At 64.1% G+C, this 17888-nt stretch carries 18 protein-coding genes and 1 tRNA gene; 8 read left to right on the top strand and 11 right to left on the bottom strand.

Annotated elements, in window-relative coordinates:
- Together PJ259_RS18870 and PJ259_RS18875 are read right to left on the bottom strand one after the other, a co-directional pair.
- Positions 1-1335, bottom strand: coding sequence for an MFS transporter (locus tag PJ259_RS18870; RefSeq protein ID WP_271653802.1), 1335 nt, complete (start codon positions 1333-1335; stop codon positions 1-3).
- 95 nt (positions 1336-1430) lie between these two features.
- Positions 1431-2198: an SDR family oxidoreductase gene (locus PJ259_RS18875; RefSeq protein ID WP_271653803.1), complete on the bottom strand. Its 768-nt coding sequence runs from the start codon at positions 2196-2198 to the stop codon at positions 1431-1433.
- Between the two features lie 245 nt (positions 2199-2443).
- Here PJ259_RS18875 and PJ259_RS18880 point away from each other — a divergent pair, with 245 nt between their 5' ends.
- Together PJ259_RS18880 and PJ259_RS18885 are read left to right on the top strand one after the other, a co-directional pair.
- Entirely contained in the window at positions 2444-3139 is a 696-nt protein-coding gene (locus tag PJ259_RS18880) for a FadR/GntR family transcriptional regulator (protein WP_271653804.1), read from the top strand.
- Between the two features lie 8 nt (positions 3140-3147).
- Entirely contained in the window at positions 3148-4401 is a 1254-nt protein-coding gene (locus PJ259_RS18885) for an enolase C-terminal domain-like protein (RefSeq protein WP_271653805.1), read from the top strand.
- Between the two features lie 9 nt (positions 4402-4410).
- Here the strand turns inward: PJ259_RS18885 and PJ259_RS18890 are convergent, their stop codons facing one another.
- The 9 genes from PJ259_RS18890 to PJ259_RS18930 all read right to left on the bottom strand — a co-directional run bounded on the left by PJ259_RS18890 (position 4411) and on the right by PJ259_RS18930 (position 12253).
- Entirely contained in the window at positions 4411-5295 is an 885-nt protein-coding gene (locus PJ259_RS18890) for a LysR family transcriptional regulator (RefSeq protein ID WP_271653806.1), read from the bottom strand.
- 171 nt (positions 5296-5466) lie between these two features.
- Positions 5467-6567, bottom strand: coding sequence for a redox-regulated ATPase YchF (gene ychF / locus PJ259_RS18895; protein WP_059313444.1), 1101 nt, complete (start codon positions 6565-6567; stop codon positions 5467-5469).
- Between the two features lie 42 nt (positions 6568-6609).
- Entirely contained in the window at positions 6610-7194 is a 585-nt protein-coding gene (pth, locus tag PJ259_RS18900) for an aminoacyl-tRNA hydrolase (protein WP_059313445.1), read from the bottom strand.
- A gap of 34 nt (positions 7195-7228) precedes the next feature.
- On the bottom strand, positions 7229-7849 hold the full coding sequence (locus PJ259_RS18905) for a 50S ribosomal protein L25/general stress protein Ctc (RefSeq protein ID WP_271653807.1): 621 nt from the start codon (positions 7847-7849) through the stop codon (positions 7229-7231).
- A gap of 122 nt (positions 7850-7971) precedes the next feature.
- A complete protein-coding gene (locus PJ259_RS18910) occupies positions 7972-8913 on the bottom strand; it encodes a ribose-phosphate pyrophosphokinase (RefSeq protein WP_017641089.1) in 942 nt (313 codons plus the stop codon).
- A gap of 41 nt (positions 8914-8954) precedes the next feature.
- A tRNA-Gln gene (locus PJ259_RS18915) sits at positions 8955-9029 on the bottom strand.
- Between the two features lie 25 nt (positions 9030-9054).
- Positions 9055-9915, bottom strand: coding sequence for a 4-(cytidine 5'-diphospho)-2-C-methyl-D-erythritol kinase (gene ispE, locus PJ259_RS18920; RefSeq protein WP_442964860.1), 861 nt, complete (start codon positions 9913-9915; stop codon positions 9055-9057).
- On the bottom strand, positions 9912-10532 hold the full coding sequence (gene lolB / locus PJ259_RS18925; RefSeq protein ID WP_059313447.1) for a lipoprotein insertase outer membrane protein LolB: 621 nt from the start codon (positions 10530-10532) through the stop codon (positions 9912-9914). Before lolB ends, ispE begins: the two co-directional genes overlap by 4 nt.
- Entirely contained in the window at positions 10529-12253 is a 1725-nt protein-coding gene (locus tag PJ259_RS18930) for a tetratricopeptide repeat protein (protein WP_271653808.1), read from the bottom strand. Before PJ259_RS18930 ends, lolB begins: the two co-directional genes overlap by 4 nt.
- A 244-nt stretch (positions 12254-12497) precedes the next feature.
- Between PJ259_RS18930 and hemA the strand changes: the two genes are divergently transcribed.
- The 6 genes from hemA to PJ259_RS18960 all read left to right on the top strand — a co-directional run bounded on the left by hemA (position 12498) and on the right by PJ259_RS18960 (position 17888).
- Positions 12498-13766 (top strand): glutamyl-tRNA reductase, encoded by a 1269-nt coding sequence (gene hemA / locus PJ259_RS18935; protein ID WP_059313449.1) that lies wholly within the window; start codon positions 12498-12500, stop codon positions 13764-13766.
- Positions 13763-14845 carry a peptide chain release factor 1 gene (gene prfA / locus PJ259_RS18940; protein ID WP_271653809.1) on the top strand — a complete coding sequence of 361 codons (1083 nt, stop codon included), beginning with the start codon at positions 13763-13765 and terminating at the stop codon, positions 14843-14845. The genes hemA and prfA overlap by 4 nt, the downstream gene beginning before the upstream one ends.
- A 3-nt stretch (positions 14846-14848) precedes the next feature.
- On the top strand, positions 14849-15679 hold the full coding sequence (gene prmC / locus PJ259_RS18945) for a peptide chain release factor N(5)-glutamine methyltransferase (RefSeq protein ID WP_271653810.1): 831 nt from the start codon (positions 14849-14851) through the stop codon (positions 15677-15679).
- The gene (locus PJ259_RS18950) at positions 15673-16428 is read left to right on the top strand and encodes a molybdopterin-synthase adenylyltransferase MoeB (protein ID WP_059313452.1); all 756 of its coding nucleotides are present in this window, start codon (positions 15673-15675) and stop codon (positions 16426-16428) included. The genes prmC and PJ259_RS18950 overlap by 7 nt, the downstream gene beginning before the upstream one ends.
- On the top strand, positions 16421-17212 hold the full coding sequence (murI, locus tag PJ259_RS18955) for a glutamate racemase (RefSeq protein WP_059313453.1): 792 nt from the start codon (positions 16421-16423) through the stop codon (positions 17210-17212). Before PJ259_RS18950 ends, murI begins: the two co-directional genes overlap by 8 nt.
- Positions 17213-17363: 151 nt before the next feature.
- Positions 17364-17888: an acyloxyacyl hydrolase gene (locus tag PJ259_RS18960; RefSeq protein ID WP_059313454.1), complete on the top strand. Its 525-nt coding sequence runs from the start codon at positions 17364-17366 to the stop codon at positions 17886-17888.

Consider the following 17888-nt stretch of genomic DNA (forward strand, 5'->3'; position numbering starts at 1 on the left):
TCAGCCTCCTGGGGTCTGGGATGAAGGGCGAAGTCCGGATGGGCCGGTGTCGGCAGCGGTCTTGCGCTGTTCCGGCAGGGCGATCACCTCGATGCGCCCGACCAGGAAGCAATAGGCCAGCAGGCCGGCCAGGGCCACGCCGGCGATATAGAACATCGCGTATTGAAAGCTGTGGGTACGTTCGAGCAGCACACCGATCACCAGGGGGCTGACGACGCCTGACAGATTGCCGAAGACGTTGAGAAAGCCGCCCACCGTGCCGATGAGATGGCGCGGTATCACATCGCTGCATACCACCCAGCCCAAATTGGAAAAGGCATTGGCGAAAAACGCCAACGAGAGGATGGCGATGGCGATGACGGGTTGGTCTTCAAAGAAGTTGACCAGGCAGATGCTGGTGGTCACCGCAAGTCCGAGCATGACGGGCAGCTTGCGCGCCAGGGTGCGGGAATGGCCACGCTTGAGCAGGAAATCGCTGAGCACTCCGCCGCAGAGCACGCCACACATGGCCATGAGGTAGGGAAACATGGCGCCTATGCCGGCCTTGGCGATGGTCAGGCCCAGGCCTTTCTCCAGGTAGACGATGAACCAGGTCAGAAAGAAGTACAGCGTCGAGGACGCGGCGAACTGGGCGATGAAAAGGCCCCACAGTGTCCGCTGCCGCAGGAGGTAGCCGATGTCACGCCAACTCACCTTGGTCTTGCGGTTGCCCGGCACCTGGGCGTCGCCGCCACCGGCGCGGATGTGCTCCAGTTCAGCCGCGTTGACCCGGGTGCTCTCGCGCGGATCGCGGTAGGCCATCAGCCAGTAGATCCCGAAGACGATGCCCACTGCCCCTGAAATATAGAACGACGCCTCCCAGCCCCAGGTCAGCACGATCCAGGAGAGCACCGGCGTCAGCACGGCCAGGCCGATGTACTGGGCGCTGGAGTAGGTGGCCGTGGCCCGTGCGCGTTCGTGATCGGGAAACCAGGTGGCGATGATCTTGGTGTTCGACGGAAAGGACGGCGCTTCGGCCACCCCAACCAGCGCGCGGCACACCAGCAGCATGGCAAAGGAGGCGGCAGCGCTGGCGAACAGATGATGGGAGGCAAAGCCCATCAGCAGGGTGAACAGACTCCAGAGGATGATGGCGTAGCCGTAGAGCAGTCGTGGCCCGACGCGATCGAGCAGGTAGCCCACCGGAATCTGGCTCATGGCATAGAACCAGGTAAAGGTGGAAAACAGCAGGCCGAGTTGAGTGGCGGTCAGACCGAATTCGGCCTGGATGGCCGAGCCGGCCACCGCCAAGTTGGCCCGATCCATGTAGTTGATGGCAGTGACCACAAACAACATGGCCAAGATCCACAGACGCGCGCGAGTCGGTTTCATGAATCGCCCTTTCTTGTGCATTGTCGGGTTAGACGAGAGGGTGCGAGGCGGCGGTGGGGCTAGAGCGTGGCCAGCCAGCCACCGTCCACGTACACCATCTGCCCGTTGACATAGCGCGAGGCGGGCGCGGCCAGGAACACCGCGGTTCCCACCAACTCTTCCGGTTTGCCCCATCGATGGGTCGGATTGCTGGCCTTGACCCAGCGATCGAATTCCAGATTCTCGACCAGCGCGGCATTCATGTCGGTCAGGATGTAGCCGGGGCCGATGCCGTTGCACTGGATATCGAATTCGGCCCATTCAGCGGCCATCGCCTTGGTCAGCATTTTCACGCCGCCCTTGGCGGCGGTATAGGGCGCCACGGTTGCCCGAGCCGCTTCGCTGGTGAGCGAACCGATGTTGATGATTTTGCCGCCGCGCCCGCGTGCGATCATGCGCCGCGCGGCGGCGCGGCCAACCAGAAAAGCGCTATTGAGGTTGACGTCTAGTACCCGCTGCCAGTCGGCCAGGGACACCTCAAGCAGCGGTTCCCGATGCTGGATACCGGCATTGTTGATCACGACGTCTATCTCGACGCCTTGCTCGTCCCAGGCAGCGAATGCGGCTTCGACCGCGTTTTCGTCGGCGACGTCGAAGCAGGCGCCCAGGGCATCGTGACCGCTCGCACTCAGGCGGCCCAAGGCCGCTTGCAGGCGTTGCGGCTGAGTGCCGTTGAGAATGACGCGCGCGCCCGCTTCGGCCAGGCCTTGGGCGTAGGCAAAACCCAACCCGCGGGTCGAGCCGGTGACGAGGGCGGTGGATCCGCTGAGATCGAACAGGGAAGCCATAGGAATACCTCTCGGGTGTCTATTGTTTTTCTATTGACCCTCACTATCTCAGCTTATCATATAAGTATCAAGATGCCTCGCCTGCCTTGGGTGCCCATATTTTTTTCGAATATCGACCTGATAAGCCCTAGAGGGCTGGTTATCCAAAATACTTATATGATAAGTTTTTAGAAGGCTAGCTGATGGGACAGCCTTTTTTCAGCCTATAATATAAGTCCAAATTACCGCTTCGAGCCCAGTCATCCATGACGACCGAGAACACTGTCGACGCCATCTATGAGCGCATGAAGCGCACGATTCAGGAGGGCACCTGGCCACCGGGCGGCAAGTTGCCGTCGGAAAGCGAGCTGATTCAGGCCTTCGGCGTGAGCCGGGTTACCGTACGCAGTGCGGTGCAACGCCTGCGCGGGCTGGGCATCGTGGTCAGCCACCAGGGCAAGGGGACCTTCGTCATCGAGGATCTCGCTCGCCACGGCTTGCCTAGCGACAATCGGCCGATCATGCATCTGTCGCGCGACGAATTCGACGACATGAGGGTGTTTCGCGAAACCGTCGAGTTCCGCTGCATGGCGCTGGCGGTGACCCATGCTACCGAAGCGGATCTGCTGCGCCTGGAAGAGGCGCTCAATCGGATGCTGGTGAGCAAGGACGACTATGCGCGTTACTCCCAGGCCGATTTCGAGTTCCACTACGCCATCACGCTGGCGTCGCACAACAAGATCTTCATCCGCGCGATGGATGCGATCCGTCCGCTGTATCTCTACTACCTCGAAGAGCTCAATCGCGTTTTGGGCATCACCCTGGAAAGCGTCAATGCCCACATCCAGGTCTATCTCGCCCTAAAGCATCGCGATGCCGAGGCCGCGGCGCGCACCCTCAACGACGCCATGAGCAGCAATCTTGACGCCCTGCAAGCGCAGGACGCTCCACGACGCCCTTAGGAGGTCCCTTGGAAGCCCTAACGATCACCAACGTAAAGACCATTCTGACCGCCCCGGGCGGCATCGACCTGGTAGTGGTCAAGATCGAGACGAATCAGCCGGGTCTCTATGGCCTGGGTTGCGCGACCTTTACCCAGCGCATCTTTGCCGTCGAGGCCGCTGTCGAGCAGTACCTCAAGCCCTTTCTGATTGGTAAGGACGCGCGGCGTATCGAAGACATCTGGCAATCCGCGGCGGTGAGCGGCTACTGGCGCAACGGTCCGGTCATGAACAATGCCCTCTCCGGGATCGACATGGCGCTCTGGGACATCAAGGGCAAGGTGGCGGGTCTACCGGTGTACGAATTATTCGGTGGCCGTTGCCGCGATGGCATTCCACTGTACCGCCACTGCGACGGCGAGGATGAAATCGCCGTCGAAGACAGTGTACGCGCGGCAATGGAGCAAGGTTATCAGCACGTGCGCTGCCAGATGGGCATGTACGGCGGTTCCGGTACCGAAGACCTCAAGCTGATCGCCGGCAAGCTGGCCAAGGCCCGCAACATTCAGCCCAAGCGCTCGCCACGTGAAAAGACGCCTGGCATCTACTTCGATCCTGACGCCTATGTGCGCGCCGTGCCAAAATTGTTCGATCACCTGCGCAGCAGCCTGGGCTTTGGCGTGGAGTTCATCCATGACGTCCATGAACGCATCGCCCCCATCGCCGCCGTACAACTGGCGAAGAATCTGGAGGCTCACCAGCTGTTCTTCCTGGAGGATCCGGTGGCGCCGGAGCAGCTGGAATGGCTGAAGTTGATTCGCGGCCAGAGTTCGACGCCGCTAGCCATGGGCGAACTCTTCACCAACGTCAACGAATTCAAGCCGCTGATCGAAAACAACCTGATCGACTTCATTCGCTGCCACGTCAGTAGCGTCGGCGGTCTCACACCCGCCCGCAAGATTGCCATCTTCGCCGACTTCCATGGCGTGCGTACCGCCTGGCATGGTCCGGGCGACATCTCGCCGGTCGGCATCGCCGCCAACCTGCATCTGGATCTGGCCTCGACCAATTTCGGCATTCAGGAATGGACGCCGCTCAACGAAGCGCTCTACGAAGTCTTTCCCGGTAGCCCGGTCTTCGAGCACGGCTATGTCTATCTCAATGAACGTCCCGGTATCGGTGTGGACCTGGACGAAGAAAAGGCCAAGCGCTACCCGGTCGAGGGCGGTATTCCCAGTTGGACCAATGCCCGCCTGCCTGATGGTACCGCTGCGCGGCCTTGAACGCTGTGCTCAGGGCGCCGCCGTCAGCCGGTCGCGCAGATAGTCCGAGAACAGCTGGACGATGCGCGCCGACTGGCGGTGCTGGGGATAGACCGCATAGACCGCCGCGCTGGGTAGGGCGAAGTCTTCCAGCACCTGCACCAGCGCCCCTGAGGCCAGCGCCGCGCCGATGATGAAGGTCGGCAGCACCGCAATCCCCTGACCGGCGATGGCCGCATCCCTTACCACCTCTCCGTTGTTGGCCCTGAGCTGACCCTGCATGGACAGCGCCAGCGGCTTGCCCCCACGCTGGAAACGCCATTCCACCTGCCGGCCATGACCATAGAGCAGGCAGCTGTGTCCGGCCAGATCCTCCGGCTCCATCAGCGGCGGCGCCTGGCGCAGATAGTCCGGGCTGGCACAGGTCACCAGCTGCATCTCGGTCAGCCGCTTGGCGATCAGGCTGGAATCGGCCAGGGTGCCGATGCGGATCGACATGTCGTAGCCCTCGGCGAGCAGATCCACCGCCCGGTCATTGAGATCCAGTTCGAGGCGGATCTGCGGATAGGCCGAGAGGAAGTCCGGCAGCAGGGGGCTCAGGTGCAGGGTGCCGAAGGTCATGGGCGCGCTGACCCTCAGCACGCCCTGGGGCACGGTCCGCCGGCTGGACAACAGCTCCTCGGTGTCGTTGACGTCCTCGAGGATCTTCACCGCCCGCTCATAGAGCAGCATGCCCAGTTCGGTCGCCTGCAGGCGTCGTGTGGTGCGATTGAGCAGCCGCACCCCCAGACTTTCCTCCAGTGCCATGGTCCGCCGACTGACGAACTGCTTGGACAGCCCCAGCTTGTCGGCGGCGGCGGTGAAGCTGCCCTCGTTCAGGGTAGTGACGAACAGGCGCAGGTCTTCGAAGTTCATGGCGGCATCCAGGCAGCGGGCGGGCTTTCGCGGGCGATCGAGTGGCCGTCATTGTGCCAAATCCGTAAGCCCATGACCGTGGCGTCGCACCCCTGCCATCAAAGCGATCGCCCAAAAGAAAACCCCCTCGCCACCTTGCGGTGAGGAGGGGGCCTTGGCGTTCGCCGTGACTCAGACGTTGAAGCGGAAGTGCATGACGTCACCGTCCTTGACGATGTACTCCTTGCCTTCCAGGCGCCACTTGCCGGCTTCCTTGGCGCCGTTCTCGCCCTTGAAGGCGATGAAGTCGTCATAGGCCACCACTTCGGCGCGGATGAAGCCCTTCTCGAAGTCGGTGTGAATGGCGGCGGCCGACTGGGGCGCGGTGGCGCCGACGCGGACGGTCCAGGCGCGCACTTCCTTCACCCCGGCGGTGAAGTAGGTCTGCAGGTTGAGCAGCTCGTAGCCGGCGCGGATCACCCGGTTCAGGCCCGGCTCTTCCATGCCCATGGACTCGAGGAACATCTGCTTTTCCTCGTCGTCGTCCAGTTCGGCGATCTCCGCCTCGATCTTGTTGCAGACCGGTACCACCACGGCGCCTTCTTCCTCGGCGATGGCGCGGACCACGTCCAGGTGCGGGTTGTTCTCGAAACCGTCTTCAGCGACGTTGGCGATGTACATCACCGGCTTGCTGGTCAGCAGGTGGAAGCTGCGCACCAGGCGCTTCTGCTCGTCATCCAGGCCCTTCAGCAGGCTACGGGCGGGCTTGCCGGCCTCGAAGTGGGGGATCAGCTTTTCCAGCAGGGCCTTTTGCGCCAGGGCTTCCTTGTCGCCGCCCTTGGCGTTGCGGGTGACGCGCTGCAGCTGCTTCTCACAGCTGTCGAGGTCGGCGAAGATCAGTTCCAGGTCGATCACCTCGATGTCCCGCTTGGGGTCGACCGAGTTCGACACGTGGATGACGTTCTCGTCTTCGAAGCAGCGCACCACGTGGGCGATGGCATCGGTCTCGCGGATGTTGGCGAGAAACTTGTTGCCCAGGCCTTCACCCTTGGAGGCGCCCGCCACCAGACCGGCGATGTCGACGAATTCCATGGTGGTGGGGATCACCCGCTCGGGCTTGACGATTTCCGCCAAGGCGTTCAGCCGCGCATCGGGCATGGGCACGATGCCGCTGTTGGGCTCGATGGTGCAGAAAGGGAAGTTTTCCGCCGCGATACCAGATTGGGTCAGGGCATTGAACAGGGTGGACTTGCCGACGTTGGGCAGGCCGACGATGCCGCAATTGAATCCCATGGTGTGTGTCCTCGCGGAAGAAAAGGAAGAGGGTAGGGTAGGTCAGGCCTTGCGGCTGTGCAGGCGTTGCATGGCGCGGGTCAGGTCACCGGCCAGCAGCTCCGGAACGACATCCAGGGCAGCGTCGATGCTGTTGTCGAGCAGCTCCTGCTCGCTGCGCGGCGCGCGGCCCAGCACGAAATTGGAGACCAGGCTGGCGTGGCCCGGATGGCCGATGCCCAGGCGCAGGCGCTGGAAACCGTTCTGATTGCCAAGCTGGGCGATGATGTCGCGCAGCCCGTTGTGGCCGCCATGGCCGCCGCCGGTCTTGAGGCGCGCGGTGCCGGGTGGCAGGTCGAGTTCGTCATGGGCCACCAGGATGGCCGCCAGCGGAATGCGGAAAAAGCCGGCGAGTGCCGCCACGGCCTGGCCGCTGCGGTTCATGTAGGTAGTGGGGATGAGCAGACGAACGTCGTTGCCCGCGTGGCGAAAGCGCCCCACGAGGCCGTGATACTTGCGCTCGACAGCCAGGCTCGCGCCTTGGGCGGCTGCCAGTCGCTCAACGAAAAGGGCCCCTGCATTGTGCCGGGTCTGGTCGTATTCAGGGCCTGGATTACCCAGGCCGACGATCAGTTGGACGGCAGTCATGTCAGGAGCCCTTCTCTTTCAGGCGTGCGAGAACTTACTCGGCAGCGCCTTCTTCGGCACCGTCAGCAGCTTCTTCACGGATGCGCGGCAGGTGGATGCTGGCAACCGGCAGATCGCTGCCGTGGGCCAGGGACACCAGCTCGACGCCAGCCGGGACATTCAGATCGCTCAGGTGAATGATCTGGTCCAGGGCGACCTTGGCCATGTCGACTTCGATGAATTCCGGCAGGTCTTTCGGCAGGCAGGAAACTTCGACTTCGTTGATGGTGTGCAGGATCTCGCCACCCTGTTGCTTCACGCCCACGGAGGATTCCTGGTTCATGAAGTGCAGCGGGACGTGAGCGGTCAGCTTCTGGTCAGCGATGACGCGCAGGAAGTCGGCGTGCATGACGTAGCCCTTGGAGGGGTGACGCTGCAGAGCCTTGACCAGTACGCTTTCGTTGCTGCCACCAACCTTCAGGGTGATGACGCTGGCGAAGGCAGCTTCGCTTTCCAGCATCTTGGCCAGGTCTTTGCCGACCAGGGTGATGGAAGTCGGGGCCTTGTCGCCACCGTAGATCACGGCAGGAACGTTACCGGCGTTACGACGCAGGCGGCGGCTCGCACCTTTCCCCAGGTCGGAACGCACTTCGGCATTCAGAGTGAAATCAACCATTGTGAATCTCCAGGATAAGGAATCGGCAGACCGAGACTTGCGACCAGTTCTACGGCCCTACCGACTAAAAAGCCCCGGTAGGCCATCACGACCTTCCGGGGCGCTTCCAGAGCGGCTGTTCCTTAACGGAACATCGCGCTGATGGATTCTTCGTTACTGATCCGGCGTACCGCCTCGGCCACCACCGGCGCGATGTCCAGCTGGCGGATACGGCTGCAGGCCTGAGCCGCGGCGGACAACGGGATGGTGTTGGTCACCACCAGTTCGTCCAGCACGGAGTTGTCGATGTTCTCGATGGCGCGACCCGACAGCACCGGGTGGGTGCAGTAGGCCAGCACCTTGGCGGCGCCGTGTTCCTTCAGGGCCTTGGCCGCGTGGCACAGGGTACCGGCGGTATCGACCATGTCGTCGACCAGCACGCAGGTGCGGTCCTGGATGTCACCGATGATGTGCATCACTTCCGACTGGTTGGCCTTGGGGCGACGCTTGTCGATGATCGCCAGGTCCACACCCAGGCTCTTGGCCACGGCACGCGCACGCACCACGCCGCCGATGTCCGGGGAGACGATCATCAGGTTTTCGAAACGCTGGTCTTCGATATCATCCACCAGGGCTGGGGAGCCGTAGATGTTGTCCACGGGAATATCGAAGAAGCCTTGGATCTGGTCGGCGTGCAGGTCGACGGTGAGCACTCGATTGATGCCCACCACGGTCAGCATGTCGGCCACGACCTTGGCGCTGATGGCGACCCGCGCGGAACGCGGACGGCGATCCTGGCGCGCATAGCCAAAATAGGGGATGACTGCGGTGATACGAGTCGCCGAGGAGCGGCGGAAGGCATCGGCCATCACCACCAGTTCCATCAGGTTGTCGTTGGTCGGCTCGCAGGTGGGCTGGATGATGAAGACATCCTTGCCTCGTACGTTCTCGTTGATTTCGACGCTGATCTCGCCATCGGAGAATTTTCCGACGGAGACGTCACCGAGAGGGATGTGCAGCTGGCGCACGATGCGCCGTGCCAGATCGGGGTTGGCGTTCCCCGTGAAGACCATCATCTTGGACACGCTGCAGTTCCTGCGGCTTGAGGTGGGTCTTGGAAGGAAAATGGCAGGGGCGGCTGGATTCGAACCAACGCATGGCAGGATCAAAACCTGCTGCCTTACCGCTTGGCGACGCCCCTGTATCTTGCAGAGTACTAGCTGTACTCATTCTCTGGTCAGGCTTGCCAGCGCCCGGTGCAACATTGATGTGTTGCTGCCTTTGGCTACGAAGCCTGGAAGTGATGCTGGTAGCTGGCTAGCTACTGTATCAGCTTCGGTCTTATTTGGAAAGCTTCCAAATATGCAACCTCCAGTGCCGGTTAATCTAGCTGAAACAAATTTGTTTAGCAAGATCAAAGCGTTACGAATTTCTGGGTAACGCCTTTCGACCGTACTCTGGCAGTCGTTTCGACCTGACCACTTGAGAACGGCGCAAACTTTAATGGCGGGAGTGTCCCGTGTCAACAGCGGATCTGAAAAAATTTCTGCTGTACTTACAGAGACTTGCGGTACCGCTACGAGATACCAGGGTTCCGGCGGCGCGACGGGGGTGAGCTTTTCACCCACGCCCTCGGCGAAGGCGGCCTGGCCACGGACGAATACCGGCACGTCGGCGCCCAGGCGCAGCCCCAGAGCGGCCAAGTCATCGAGACTGGCGTCCAGGCCCCAGAGGTGATTCAGGCCGAGCAGGGTAGTGGCGGCATCCGAGCTGCCGCCACCGATGCCGCCGCCCATGGGCAGGCGCTTGGTCAGCCAGAGGTCGGCGCCCTGGCGGGTACCGCTTTCTTCCTGCAGCAGGCGAGCCGCGCGCAGGATGAGATTCTGTTCCGGGGCGACACCCGGCAGGCCGTCATGCAACTGCAATTCGCCGTCATCGCGTCCGGCAAAGCCCAGGTCGTCGCCCCAGTCGAGAAACTGAAACAGCGTCTGCAATTCGTGATAACCATCCGGACGGCGGCCGAGGATATGCAGGAACAGATTGAGCTTGGCAGGCGCCGGCAGGGTGAAGGCGGGCGCCACGGTCATTTGCCCAGCTCGCGCGGCTGCCAGTTCTTCACCACCAGGATGACTTCCAGATCCTTGCCGGTGAGCTTGAGGCGCTCGGGCAGGGTGTAGCCGTTCTGCTCGGTGTAACGGGTGTATTCGACGGTCCAGCCGTCCTGCACCAGGCGCGCCAGGTGGCTGTCGGCGTCCAGGGTGAGCTGGCTGCGGCTGTCCGGGGCCGGCAGGCCACGCACCCACCAGAGCAGGTGCGAGACCGGCAGGCGCCAGCCGAGCTGTTGTTCCAGCAGGGCCTCGGGGGAGTCGGCCTGATAGCTGCCCTGACCTGAGACGTCGAGCGTGACGGCGCCCGGACGACCGGTGAGGCGGGTGGCGCCGCGACCCAGGGGGCCGGCCAGGCGGATGTCGTAGTAGTCCTGGCGCTGCAGCCAGAACAGGGTGCCGCTGCCGGAGTCGCGCGGGGCGCGGATGCCGACCTTGCCGTCGATCTGCCAGCCATCGAGGGCGGAGATACGTTTTTTATGAGCCTGCCATTGGGCGGCGTTGCCCTGGCCTTCCACGGCCTCCTGGTGGGAGGTGCTGGCGCAGCCGGCCAGCAGGGCGAGCAGGAGCAGGGTGAAGAGGGTACGCGCGCGGATCATCGGAGGGTTTCGCTTCCAGTCAGGCGTTTGAGGGTGTTGCGCAGGATGGCGTCATCGGCGTCGGCGTCGAGGCCCACGCGCCAGACCTTGCGCGCTTCGCTGTGCTTGCCCTGGGCCCAGAGCACCTCGCCCAGGTGGGCGGCCACTTCCGCGTCGGGGAAGCGTTCGTAGGCCTGCCGCAGATAGCGTTCGGCATCGGCCAGCTGGCCCTGGCGATAGCGGATCCAGCCCATGCTGTCGAGGATAGCCGGGTCGTCCGGGCTCAACTGATGCGCCTTGTCGATCAGCTGGCGCGCTTCGGCCAACCGGGGCGTGCGATCGGCCAGGGTGTAGCCGAGGGCATTGAGGGCCATGGCGTTGTCGGGGTTGTGGGCGATGATGTAGCGCAGGTCGCTTTCCAGCTGCCCGAGATCACCCCGCTTTTCCGCCAGCATGGAACGGACATAGAGCAGGTTGAGGTCGTTGGGATACTGCTGCAGGGCCTGCTGCACGGTCTGGTCGGCGAGGGCGGTCTGGTCGGCACTGGCCAGGCCTTCGACTTCCAGCAGATAGAGCGGCACGGCGTATTCGCTCTGGCGCTTGCGGGCTTCGGCCAGGCGCTGGCGGGCCTCGGCGATGCGGCCGCTACCGAGCAGGATTTCCGTCTGGCGCTGCTGGGCGGCCAGATAATCGGTGCCTGGACCGACCTGGGTGTATTCGGCCAGCGCCTGCTCGGGCTGGTCGAGTTCCTCGTAGCTGCGCCCCAGATTGAGGTGCGCGGCGTCCACATGGCTGCCGCGGTCGATCAGTTCCTTGAGGTAGATCTGGGCTTCGCGCCAGGCCTGGGCTTCCAGGCAGACCAGCGCCAGGGAGAATCTCAGGTCGTCATCGTCCGGAAACTGGGCGACCAGTTCGGCGAATTCGCGCTTGGCCTGGTCCAGGCGATCCAGCTCCACCAGCAGCCGGGCATGGGCCAGGCGCAGGCGGCGATCTTCCGGATGCTGGCGGATGCCGGCTTCGAGCAGCGGCAGGGCCTCGGCGCTGCGGTCCTGGCTTTGCAGCAGGCGCGCGCGCAGGAGCAAAGGGGCCACTTCCCGCTTGGCCGCCGGATTGCGCTCCAGCAATTTCAGCGCCTCGTCAGCGCGGCCGTCCTGCTGCAGCAGCAGGGCCTTGCCGAACAGCAGCTGGCCGTTATGCGGATATTTGGACAGCAGCCGATCGAAGCTCTTGAGCAGGCCGGCGCGGGTGGTCTCGTCGGTTTCCGCCGCGGACAGGGCAAGGAAATCGAAGTGGGTGTCACCCTGGCCCCGGAGCACGCGCTCCATGTAGGCCATGGACTCGTCATAGCGACCGGCGCGGGCCAACATGATGGCGGCGGCACGCTGGGCGTCCAGGTTGTCCGGGGCATTGCGGGCCCAGATCTGCGCGGTTTCCAGTGCCGGGGTATCGGCACCCAGGTACTCGGCGATGCGGAAGGCACGCTCGGCGACGCCCGGATCCTGGGTCGACTTGGCCTGCTCGACATAGTTGGTCAGGGCGATGTCGAACCGGTTGCGCTGCCCCGCCAGCTCGCCGACCAGCAGGTCATAGAGGGTGTCTTCGCGAAAGGAGCCGGCCGGTTGCGGCGTGCTCGTCTTGGCGGTGGGCGGCGGGATGGCGGCGGCGGGCGTCGGCTGACGGCCGAGGTTCTGGCAGCCGGCGAGCAGCAGGGCGGTCGTCAGCAGCGCAAGGTATCTGGTCATAGGGTCGGGGCGGCCTTTTTACAGTCGGTCCATCATGCCACAAGAGTCGCCGTGGCCGCGTCGCGCATGCGCAGCGGCCGGCCGAGAAGTGCGGTGGTCGAGGCTGTTGACGCCTTTTGTCCGGCAAGATTCATTTGCCCAGGCTATGACACCCATTGTCCGACGTCTCGTCGCTGCTGGTTGTCGCCACCGCGCGCCCATAGGACAATGTCCGGCTTTCCTATCCGTTCGACTGCTTGCGTCCATGGCCTTTCTCGCGCTCGGCATCAATCACAAGACCGCCTCGGTTGAGGTGCGCGAACGTGTGGCTTTCACTCCGGAGCAGACGGTCGAAGCCCTGCGCCAGCTGGAGCAGGCCACCCACAGTCGCGAAGCGGCGATTCTCTCCACCTGCAATCGCAGCGAACTCTATCTGGAGCTGGAGCCCAGTCTGGCGGAGGCCGTGCTGGCCTGGCTTGCCCAGTACCACCGGGTCCCCCTGGAAGATTTGCGCGCCAGCATCTATCTGCACCAGGACGAGGCCGCGGTACGGCACATGATGCGCGTGGCCGCGGGGCTGGACTCCATGGTACTGGGCGAACCGCAGATCCTTGGTCAGCTCAAGTCGGCCTATGCCGTGGCCCGCGAGGCCGGTACCGTCGGTCCGCTGCTGGGGCGCCTGTTCCAGGCCACCTTCAACACCGCCAAGGCGGTACGCACCGACACCGCGATCGGTGAGAACCCGGTGTCGGTGGCCTTTGCCGCGGTCAGCCTGGCCAAGCAGATCTTCAGCGACCTCAGCCGCAGCCAGGCGCTGCTGATCGGCGCTGGCGAGACCATCACCCTGGTCGCCCGTCACCTCCATGAACAGGGCGTGCGGCGTATCGTCGTTGCCAACCGGACCCTGGAGCGCGCCAGCCACCTGGCGGAAGAATTCGGCGCCCATACCGTGCTGCTGGCCGACATTCCCGACGAACTGGTCAACAGTGACATCGTCATCAGCTCCACTGCCAGCCAGTTGCCGATCCTCGGCAAGGGCGCGGTGGAGCGGGCGCTCAAGCAGCGTCGCCACAAGCCCATTTTCATGGTCGATATCGCCGTGCCGCGCGACATCGAGCCGGAGGTGAGCGAGCTGGAAGACGTCTACCTCTATACGGTGGACGATCTCCACGAGGTGGTGGCGGAAAATCTCAAGAGTCGCCAGGGCGCCGCCCAGGCGGCCGAGAAGCTGGTGCTGGCCGGGGTCGAGGACTTCATGCAGCGGCTGCGCGAGCGCGCCGCAGTTGACGTGGTCCGCGCCTATCGTCAGCAGGGCGAGCAGATTCGCGACGATGAGCTGGCCCGCGCCCAGCGCCAGCTGGCCAATGGCGCCGATCCCCAGGAAGCCCTGGCGGCCCTGGCACGCAGTCTCACCAACAAGTTGATGCACGCACCGAGCGTGCAGCTCAAGAAATTATCCGCCGAGGGGCGCGTCGACGCGCTGACCCTGGCTCAGGAACTCTTCGCCCTCGACGAGGGTTTGGACAAGACATGAAGACCTCTCTGTTGCACAAGCTCGACGGTCTGCAGGACCGCTTCGAGGAGCTGACCGCGCTGTTGGGCGACGCCGAAGTCATCAGCGACCAGACCCAGTTCCGTGCCTATTCCAAGGAATACGCCGAACTCGAGCCGGTCAGCCAGGCGTTCATCGAATACCGCAAGGTGCAGGTCGATCTGGAGGGCGCCCAGGCGCTGCTCAAGGACAGCGATCCGGATCTGCGCGAGATGGCCGAGGAAGAGGTGACCAGCGCCAAGGCGCGGTTGCAGGAACTGGAAGACGAGCTGCAGCGCATGATGCTGCCGCGGGATCCCAACGACGGCCGCAACGTCTTCCTGGAAATCCGTGCCGGTACCGGTGGCGACGAGGCGGCGATCTTTGCCGGTGATCTGTTCCGCATGTATTCGCGCTATGCCGAACGCCAGGGCTGGCGCCTCGAAGTGCTCTCGGAGAACGAGGGCGAGCACGGCGGCTTCAAGGAAGTCATCGCCCGGGTCGAAGGCGACAGCGTCTACGCCAAGCTCAAGTTCGAGTCCGGTGCGCACCGGGTGCAGCGGGTCCCAGAAACCGAGTCCCAGGGCCGCATCCACACCTCGGCCTGCACCGTGGCGGTGCTGCCCGAGCCCGACGAGCAGCAGGCCATCGAGATCAATCCGGCCGACCTGCGGGTCGACACCTATCGCTCCTCCGGCGCGGGCGGTCAGCACGTCAACAAGACCGACTCGGCCGTGCGCATCACCCACCTGCCCACCGGCATCGTGGTGGAATGCCAGGAAGAGCGCTCGCAGCACAAGAACCGCGCCAAGGCCATGGCCTGGCTGTCGGCCAAGCTCAACGACCAGCAGGATGCGGCGGCGCACAAGGAAATGTCCGACACCCGCCGGCTGCTGGTGGGATCGGGTGACAGATCCGAGCGCATTCGCACCTACAACTTCCCCCAGGGCCGGGTGACCGATCACCGCATCAACCTGACCCTCTATTCGCTGGGCGAGGTGGTCAATGGCGATGTCCAGCAGGTCATAGATCCGCTGTTGCAGGAATACCAGGCCGACCAGCTGGCCGCACTGGGGGACTGACCCATGGCTACCATCGGCGCCCTGTTGCGCGAAAGCCAGCTACCGGACTCCCCCAGCGCCCGCCTCGACGTGGAGCTGCTGCTGGCCGCCGCCCTGGACAAGCCGCGCAGCTACCTGCGCACCTGGCCGGAAAAGCTGGTGCCGCGCGAGGCCCTGGCGCGCTTTCGGACCGACCTCGAGCGGCGCCAGCAAGGTGAGCCGGTGGCCTACATCCTTGGCCAGCAGGGCTTCTGGTCGCTGGATCTGGAAGTGAGCGCCGACACCCTGATTCCCCGGCCCGACACCGAGGTGCTGGTGGAGACTGCCCTGGCACTGCCACTGGCCGACGAGGTGCGGGTGCTGGATCTGGGCACTGGTACCGGCGCCATCGCCCTGGCCCTGGCTCACGAGCGGCCGCGCTGGCAGGTCAGCGGCGTGGATCGCATCCCGGCGGCGGTGGCCCTGGCCCAGCGCAATGCCGAGCGCCTGCGCCTGGGCAATGTCACCTTTCAGCAGAGTCACTGGTTCGCCGCCCTGAACGGGCAGCGCTTCGAGCTGATCGTCAGCAACCCCCCCTATATCGCCGGCAGCGATCGCCATCTGCACGAGGGCGACGTGCGCTTCGAGCCGCGCAGCGCCCTGGTCGCTGGAGCCGATGGCCTGGACGATATCCGCGAGCTGATTGCGGCAGCGCCCGACCACCTGCATCCCGGTGGCTGGCTGTGGCTGGAACACGGTTTCGAGCAGGCCGGCGCGGTGCGGGAATTGCTGGCCCGCCAGGACTTCACCGAGGTCGAGAGCCGCCATGATCTGGGCGGCCACGAGCGTATCAGCGGAGGCCGCTGGCCATGCTGAGCGATGGCGAACTGCTGCGTTACAGCCGGCAAATCCTGCTGGCCCAGGTCGATATCGCCGGACAATTGCGGCTGAAAGAAGCCAAGGTGCTCATCGTCGGCCTTGGCGGCCTGGGATCGCCGGTGGCGCTCTATCTGGCGGCAGCCGGCGTTGGTGAATTGCATCTGGCCGACTTCGATCGGGTCGACCTGAGCAATTTGCAGCGTCAGGTGCTGCACGATGAAACCCTGATCGGCCAGACCAAGGTGGATTCCGCGCTGCAACGGCTGACGGCGCTCAATCCCGAGGTGCGCCTGGTGCCGCTGCGCGAGGCGCTGGACGCCGACAGCCTGGCGGCTCGAATCGCGGCGGTGGATCTGGTGCTGGATTGCTCGGACAACTTCACCACCCGAGCGGCGGTGAATGCCGCCTGCGTGGCCACGGGGCGTCCGCTGGTCAGCGGCGCGGCCATTCGCCTGGAAGGCCAGCTCAGTGTCTTCGATCCGCGCCGCGCTGACAGTCCCTGCTACCACTGCCTTTATGGCGAGGGCAGCGAGGCCGAACTCAGTTGCAGCGAGGCCGGGGTGCTCGGGCCCGTGGTAGGGCTGGTCGGCAGTCTGCAGGCGCTCGAAGCGCTCAAGCTGCTGGCCGGCTTCGGCGAACCCCTGATCGGTCGCCTGCTGCTGGTGGACGCGGCGGGCAGTCGCTTCCGTGAATTGCGGGTCAAGCGCGATCCGGGTTGCCCGGTGTGCGGCGCCCGTCATGGCTGACGAGGCACCGGTCGGGGTCTTCGACTCGGGCGTCGGTGGCCTGTCGGTGCTGGCGGAGATCAGGCGGCTATTGCCGGCGGAAACCCTGCATTACGTCGCCGATTGCGGCCATATCCCCTATGGCGAAAAGACTCCGGCCTTTATCCGTGAGCGCTGCCAGCTGATTGCGGCGCGACTGTATGAACAAGGGGCCAAGGCGCTGGTGGTGGCCTGCAATACCGCTACCGTGGCGGCGGTCGCCGATCTGCGCGAGCGCTATCCCCGGTGGCCCATCGTCGGCATGGAGCCGGCGGTAAAGCCCGCCGCGGCGGCCACCCGCAATGGTCGGGTCGGCGTCCTGGCGACTACGGGAACGTTGCAGAGCGCCAAGTTCGCCGCCTTGCTGGACAGATTCGCCCTGGGCATTCAGGTCCTGACCCAGCCCTGTCCGGGGCTGGTGGAGCAAGTCGAGCGTGGCGATCTGCTGGGCCCCGAGACCCGAAGGTTGCTGCAGGGTTTTCTCGAACCGCTGCTGGCGGCGGAGTGCGACACCCTGATCCTGGGCTGCACCCACTATCCCTTCCTGCGGCCCCTGCTGGCCGAGCTGGTGCCGCCAGAGGTCATCCTGGTGGACACCGGTGCCGCCGTGGCGCGCCGTCTGCAAAGTCTCCTTCTGCTGGAGGGGCGTCTGGCAAGCGGGCCGGCCGGGCCGACGCGCCTCTGGACCTCGGGCAGCCCCGCCGAGCTGAGGGCGGTGCTACCGCCGCTGTGGCCGGAAGGGGCCGTGGTACAGGCGTTCGTCTGACGTTTCCACATCCTTTTCACTCGCCAAAGCCCTGTTCAGCGACTAGCATTCAGCCCTGTAGGTAAAAAGTCGAAGCCTGTGAACCCCTTCACGACTTCGGGGTCAATGCTGGCGGTTAGAAAAAACTAGAAACATTCACAAGGGCACTCTTATGAACAAATTGCTTTCCTTCGCAGTAGCCACCGCGCTTTCGCTGGGTGGAGTGGCGTCGGTGCAGGCCGTGGAGCTCACTGGTGCGGTCGGGGCAACCAGCCAGAACGGCATGACCTATCGCATCGGGGCCGGCTGGAACTGGGACAAGAGCTGGTGGGAAAGCTCCACTGGCCGCCTGACCGGTTATTGGGACGCCGGTTACACCTACTGGGAAGGCGACAATGGCCGTTCTTCAGATCAGCATTCGCTGTCCTTCGCCCCGGTATTCGTCTACGAGTTCGGCCAGGGTCATGTGAAGCCCTTCGTCGAGGCCGGTATCGGCGTCGCCGTATTCTCCAGCACCAAGGTCGGCGAGCAGGACCTGGGGTCGGCCTTCAACTTCGAAGACCGCATCGGCCTGGGTCTGAAGATCGGCGATACCCAGCGCGTCGGTATCCGTGCGACTCACTATTCCAACGCCGGCATCAAGCAGCCCAACGATGGCATCGAGTCCTATGCGCTGTTCTACAGCCACACGCTCTGA

It is taken from the genome of Pseudomonas sp. JBR1, from assembly GCF_028198185.1.
GTDB lineage: Bacteria > Pseudomonadota > Gammaproteobacteria > Pseudomonadales > Pseudomonadaceae > Chryseomonas > Chryseomonas oryzihabitans_E.

Bases quoted from the DNA above. Each gene is read 5' to 3' on its own strand.
- PJ259_RS18870 (WP_271653802.1), bottom strand. From the start codon at position 1,335: ATGTTGTTTGTGGTCACTGCCATCAACTACATGGATCGGGCCAACTTG.
- PJ259_RS18875 (WP_271653803.1), bottom strand. From the start codon at position 2,198: ATGGCTTCCCTGTTCGATCTCAGCGGATCCACCGCCCTCGTCACCGGC.
- PJ259_RS18880 (WP_271653804.1), top strand. From the start codon at position 2,444: ATGACGACCGAGAACACTGTCGACGCCATCTATGAGCGCATGAAGCGC.
- PJ259_RS18890 (WP_271653806.1), bottom strand. From the start codon at position 5,295: ATGAACTTCGAAGACCTGCGCCTGTTCGTCACTACCCTGAACGAGGGC.
- ychF (WP_059313444.1), bottom strand. From the start codon at position 6,567: ATGGGATTCAATTGCGGCATCGTCGGCCTGCCCAACGTCGGCAAGTCC.
- pth (WP_059313445.1), bottom strand. From the start codon at position 7,194: ATGACTGCCGTCCAACTGATCGTCGGCCTGGGTAATCCAGGCCCTGAA.
- PJ259_RS18905 (WP_271653807.1), bottom strand. From the start codon at position 7,849: ATGGTTGATTTCACTCTGAATGCCGAAGTGCGTTCCGACCTGGGGAAA.
- ispE (WP_442964860.1), bottom strand. From the start codon at position 9,915: ATGACCGTGGCGCCCGCCTTCACCCTGCCGGCGCCTGCCAAGCTCAAT.
- lolB (WP_059313447.1), bottom strand. From the start codon at position 10,532: ATGATCCGCGCGCGTACCCTCTTCACCCTGCTCCTGCTCGCCCTGCTG.
- PJ259_RS18930 (WP_271653808.1), bottom strand. From the start codon at position 12,253: ATGACCAGATACCTTGCGCTGCTGACGACCGCCCTGCTGCTCGCCGGC.
- hemA (WP_059313449.1), top strand. From the start codon at position 12,498: ATGGCCTTTCTCGCGCTCGGCATCAATCACAAGACCGCCTCGGTTGAG.
- prfA (WP_271653809.1), top strand. From the start codon at position 13,763: ATGAAGACCTCTCTGTTGCACAAGCTCGACGGTCTGCAGGACCGCTTC.
- prmC (WP_271653810.1), top strand. From the start codon at position 14,849: ATGGCTACCATCGGCGCCCTGTTGCGCGAAAGCCAGCTACCGGACTCC.
- PJ259_RS18950 (WP_059313452.1), top strand. From the start codon at position 15,673: ATGCTGAGCGATGGCGAACTGCTGCGTTACAGCCGGCAAATCCTGCTG.
- murI (WP_059313453.1), top strand. From the start codon at position 16,421: ATGGCTGACGAGGCACCGGTCGGGGTCTTCGACTCGGGCGTCGGTGGC.
- PJ259_RS18960 (WP_059313454.1), top strand. From the start codon at position 17,364: ATGAACAAATTGCTTTCCTTCGCAGTAGCCACCGCGCTTTCGCTGGGT.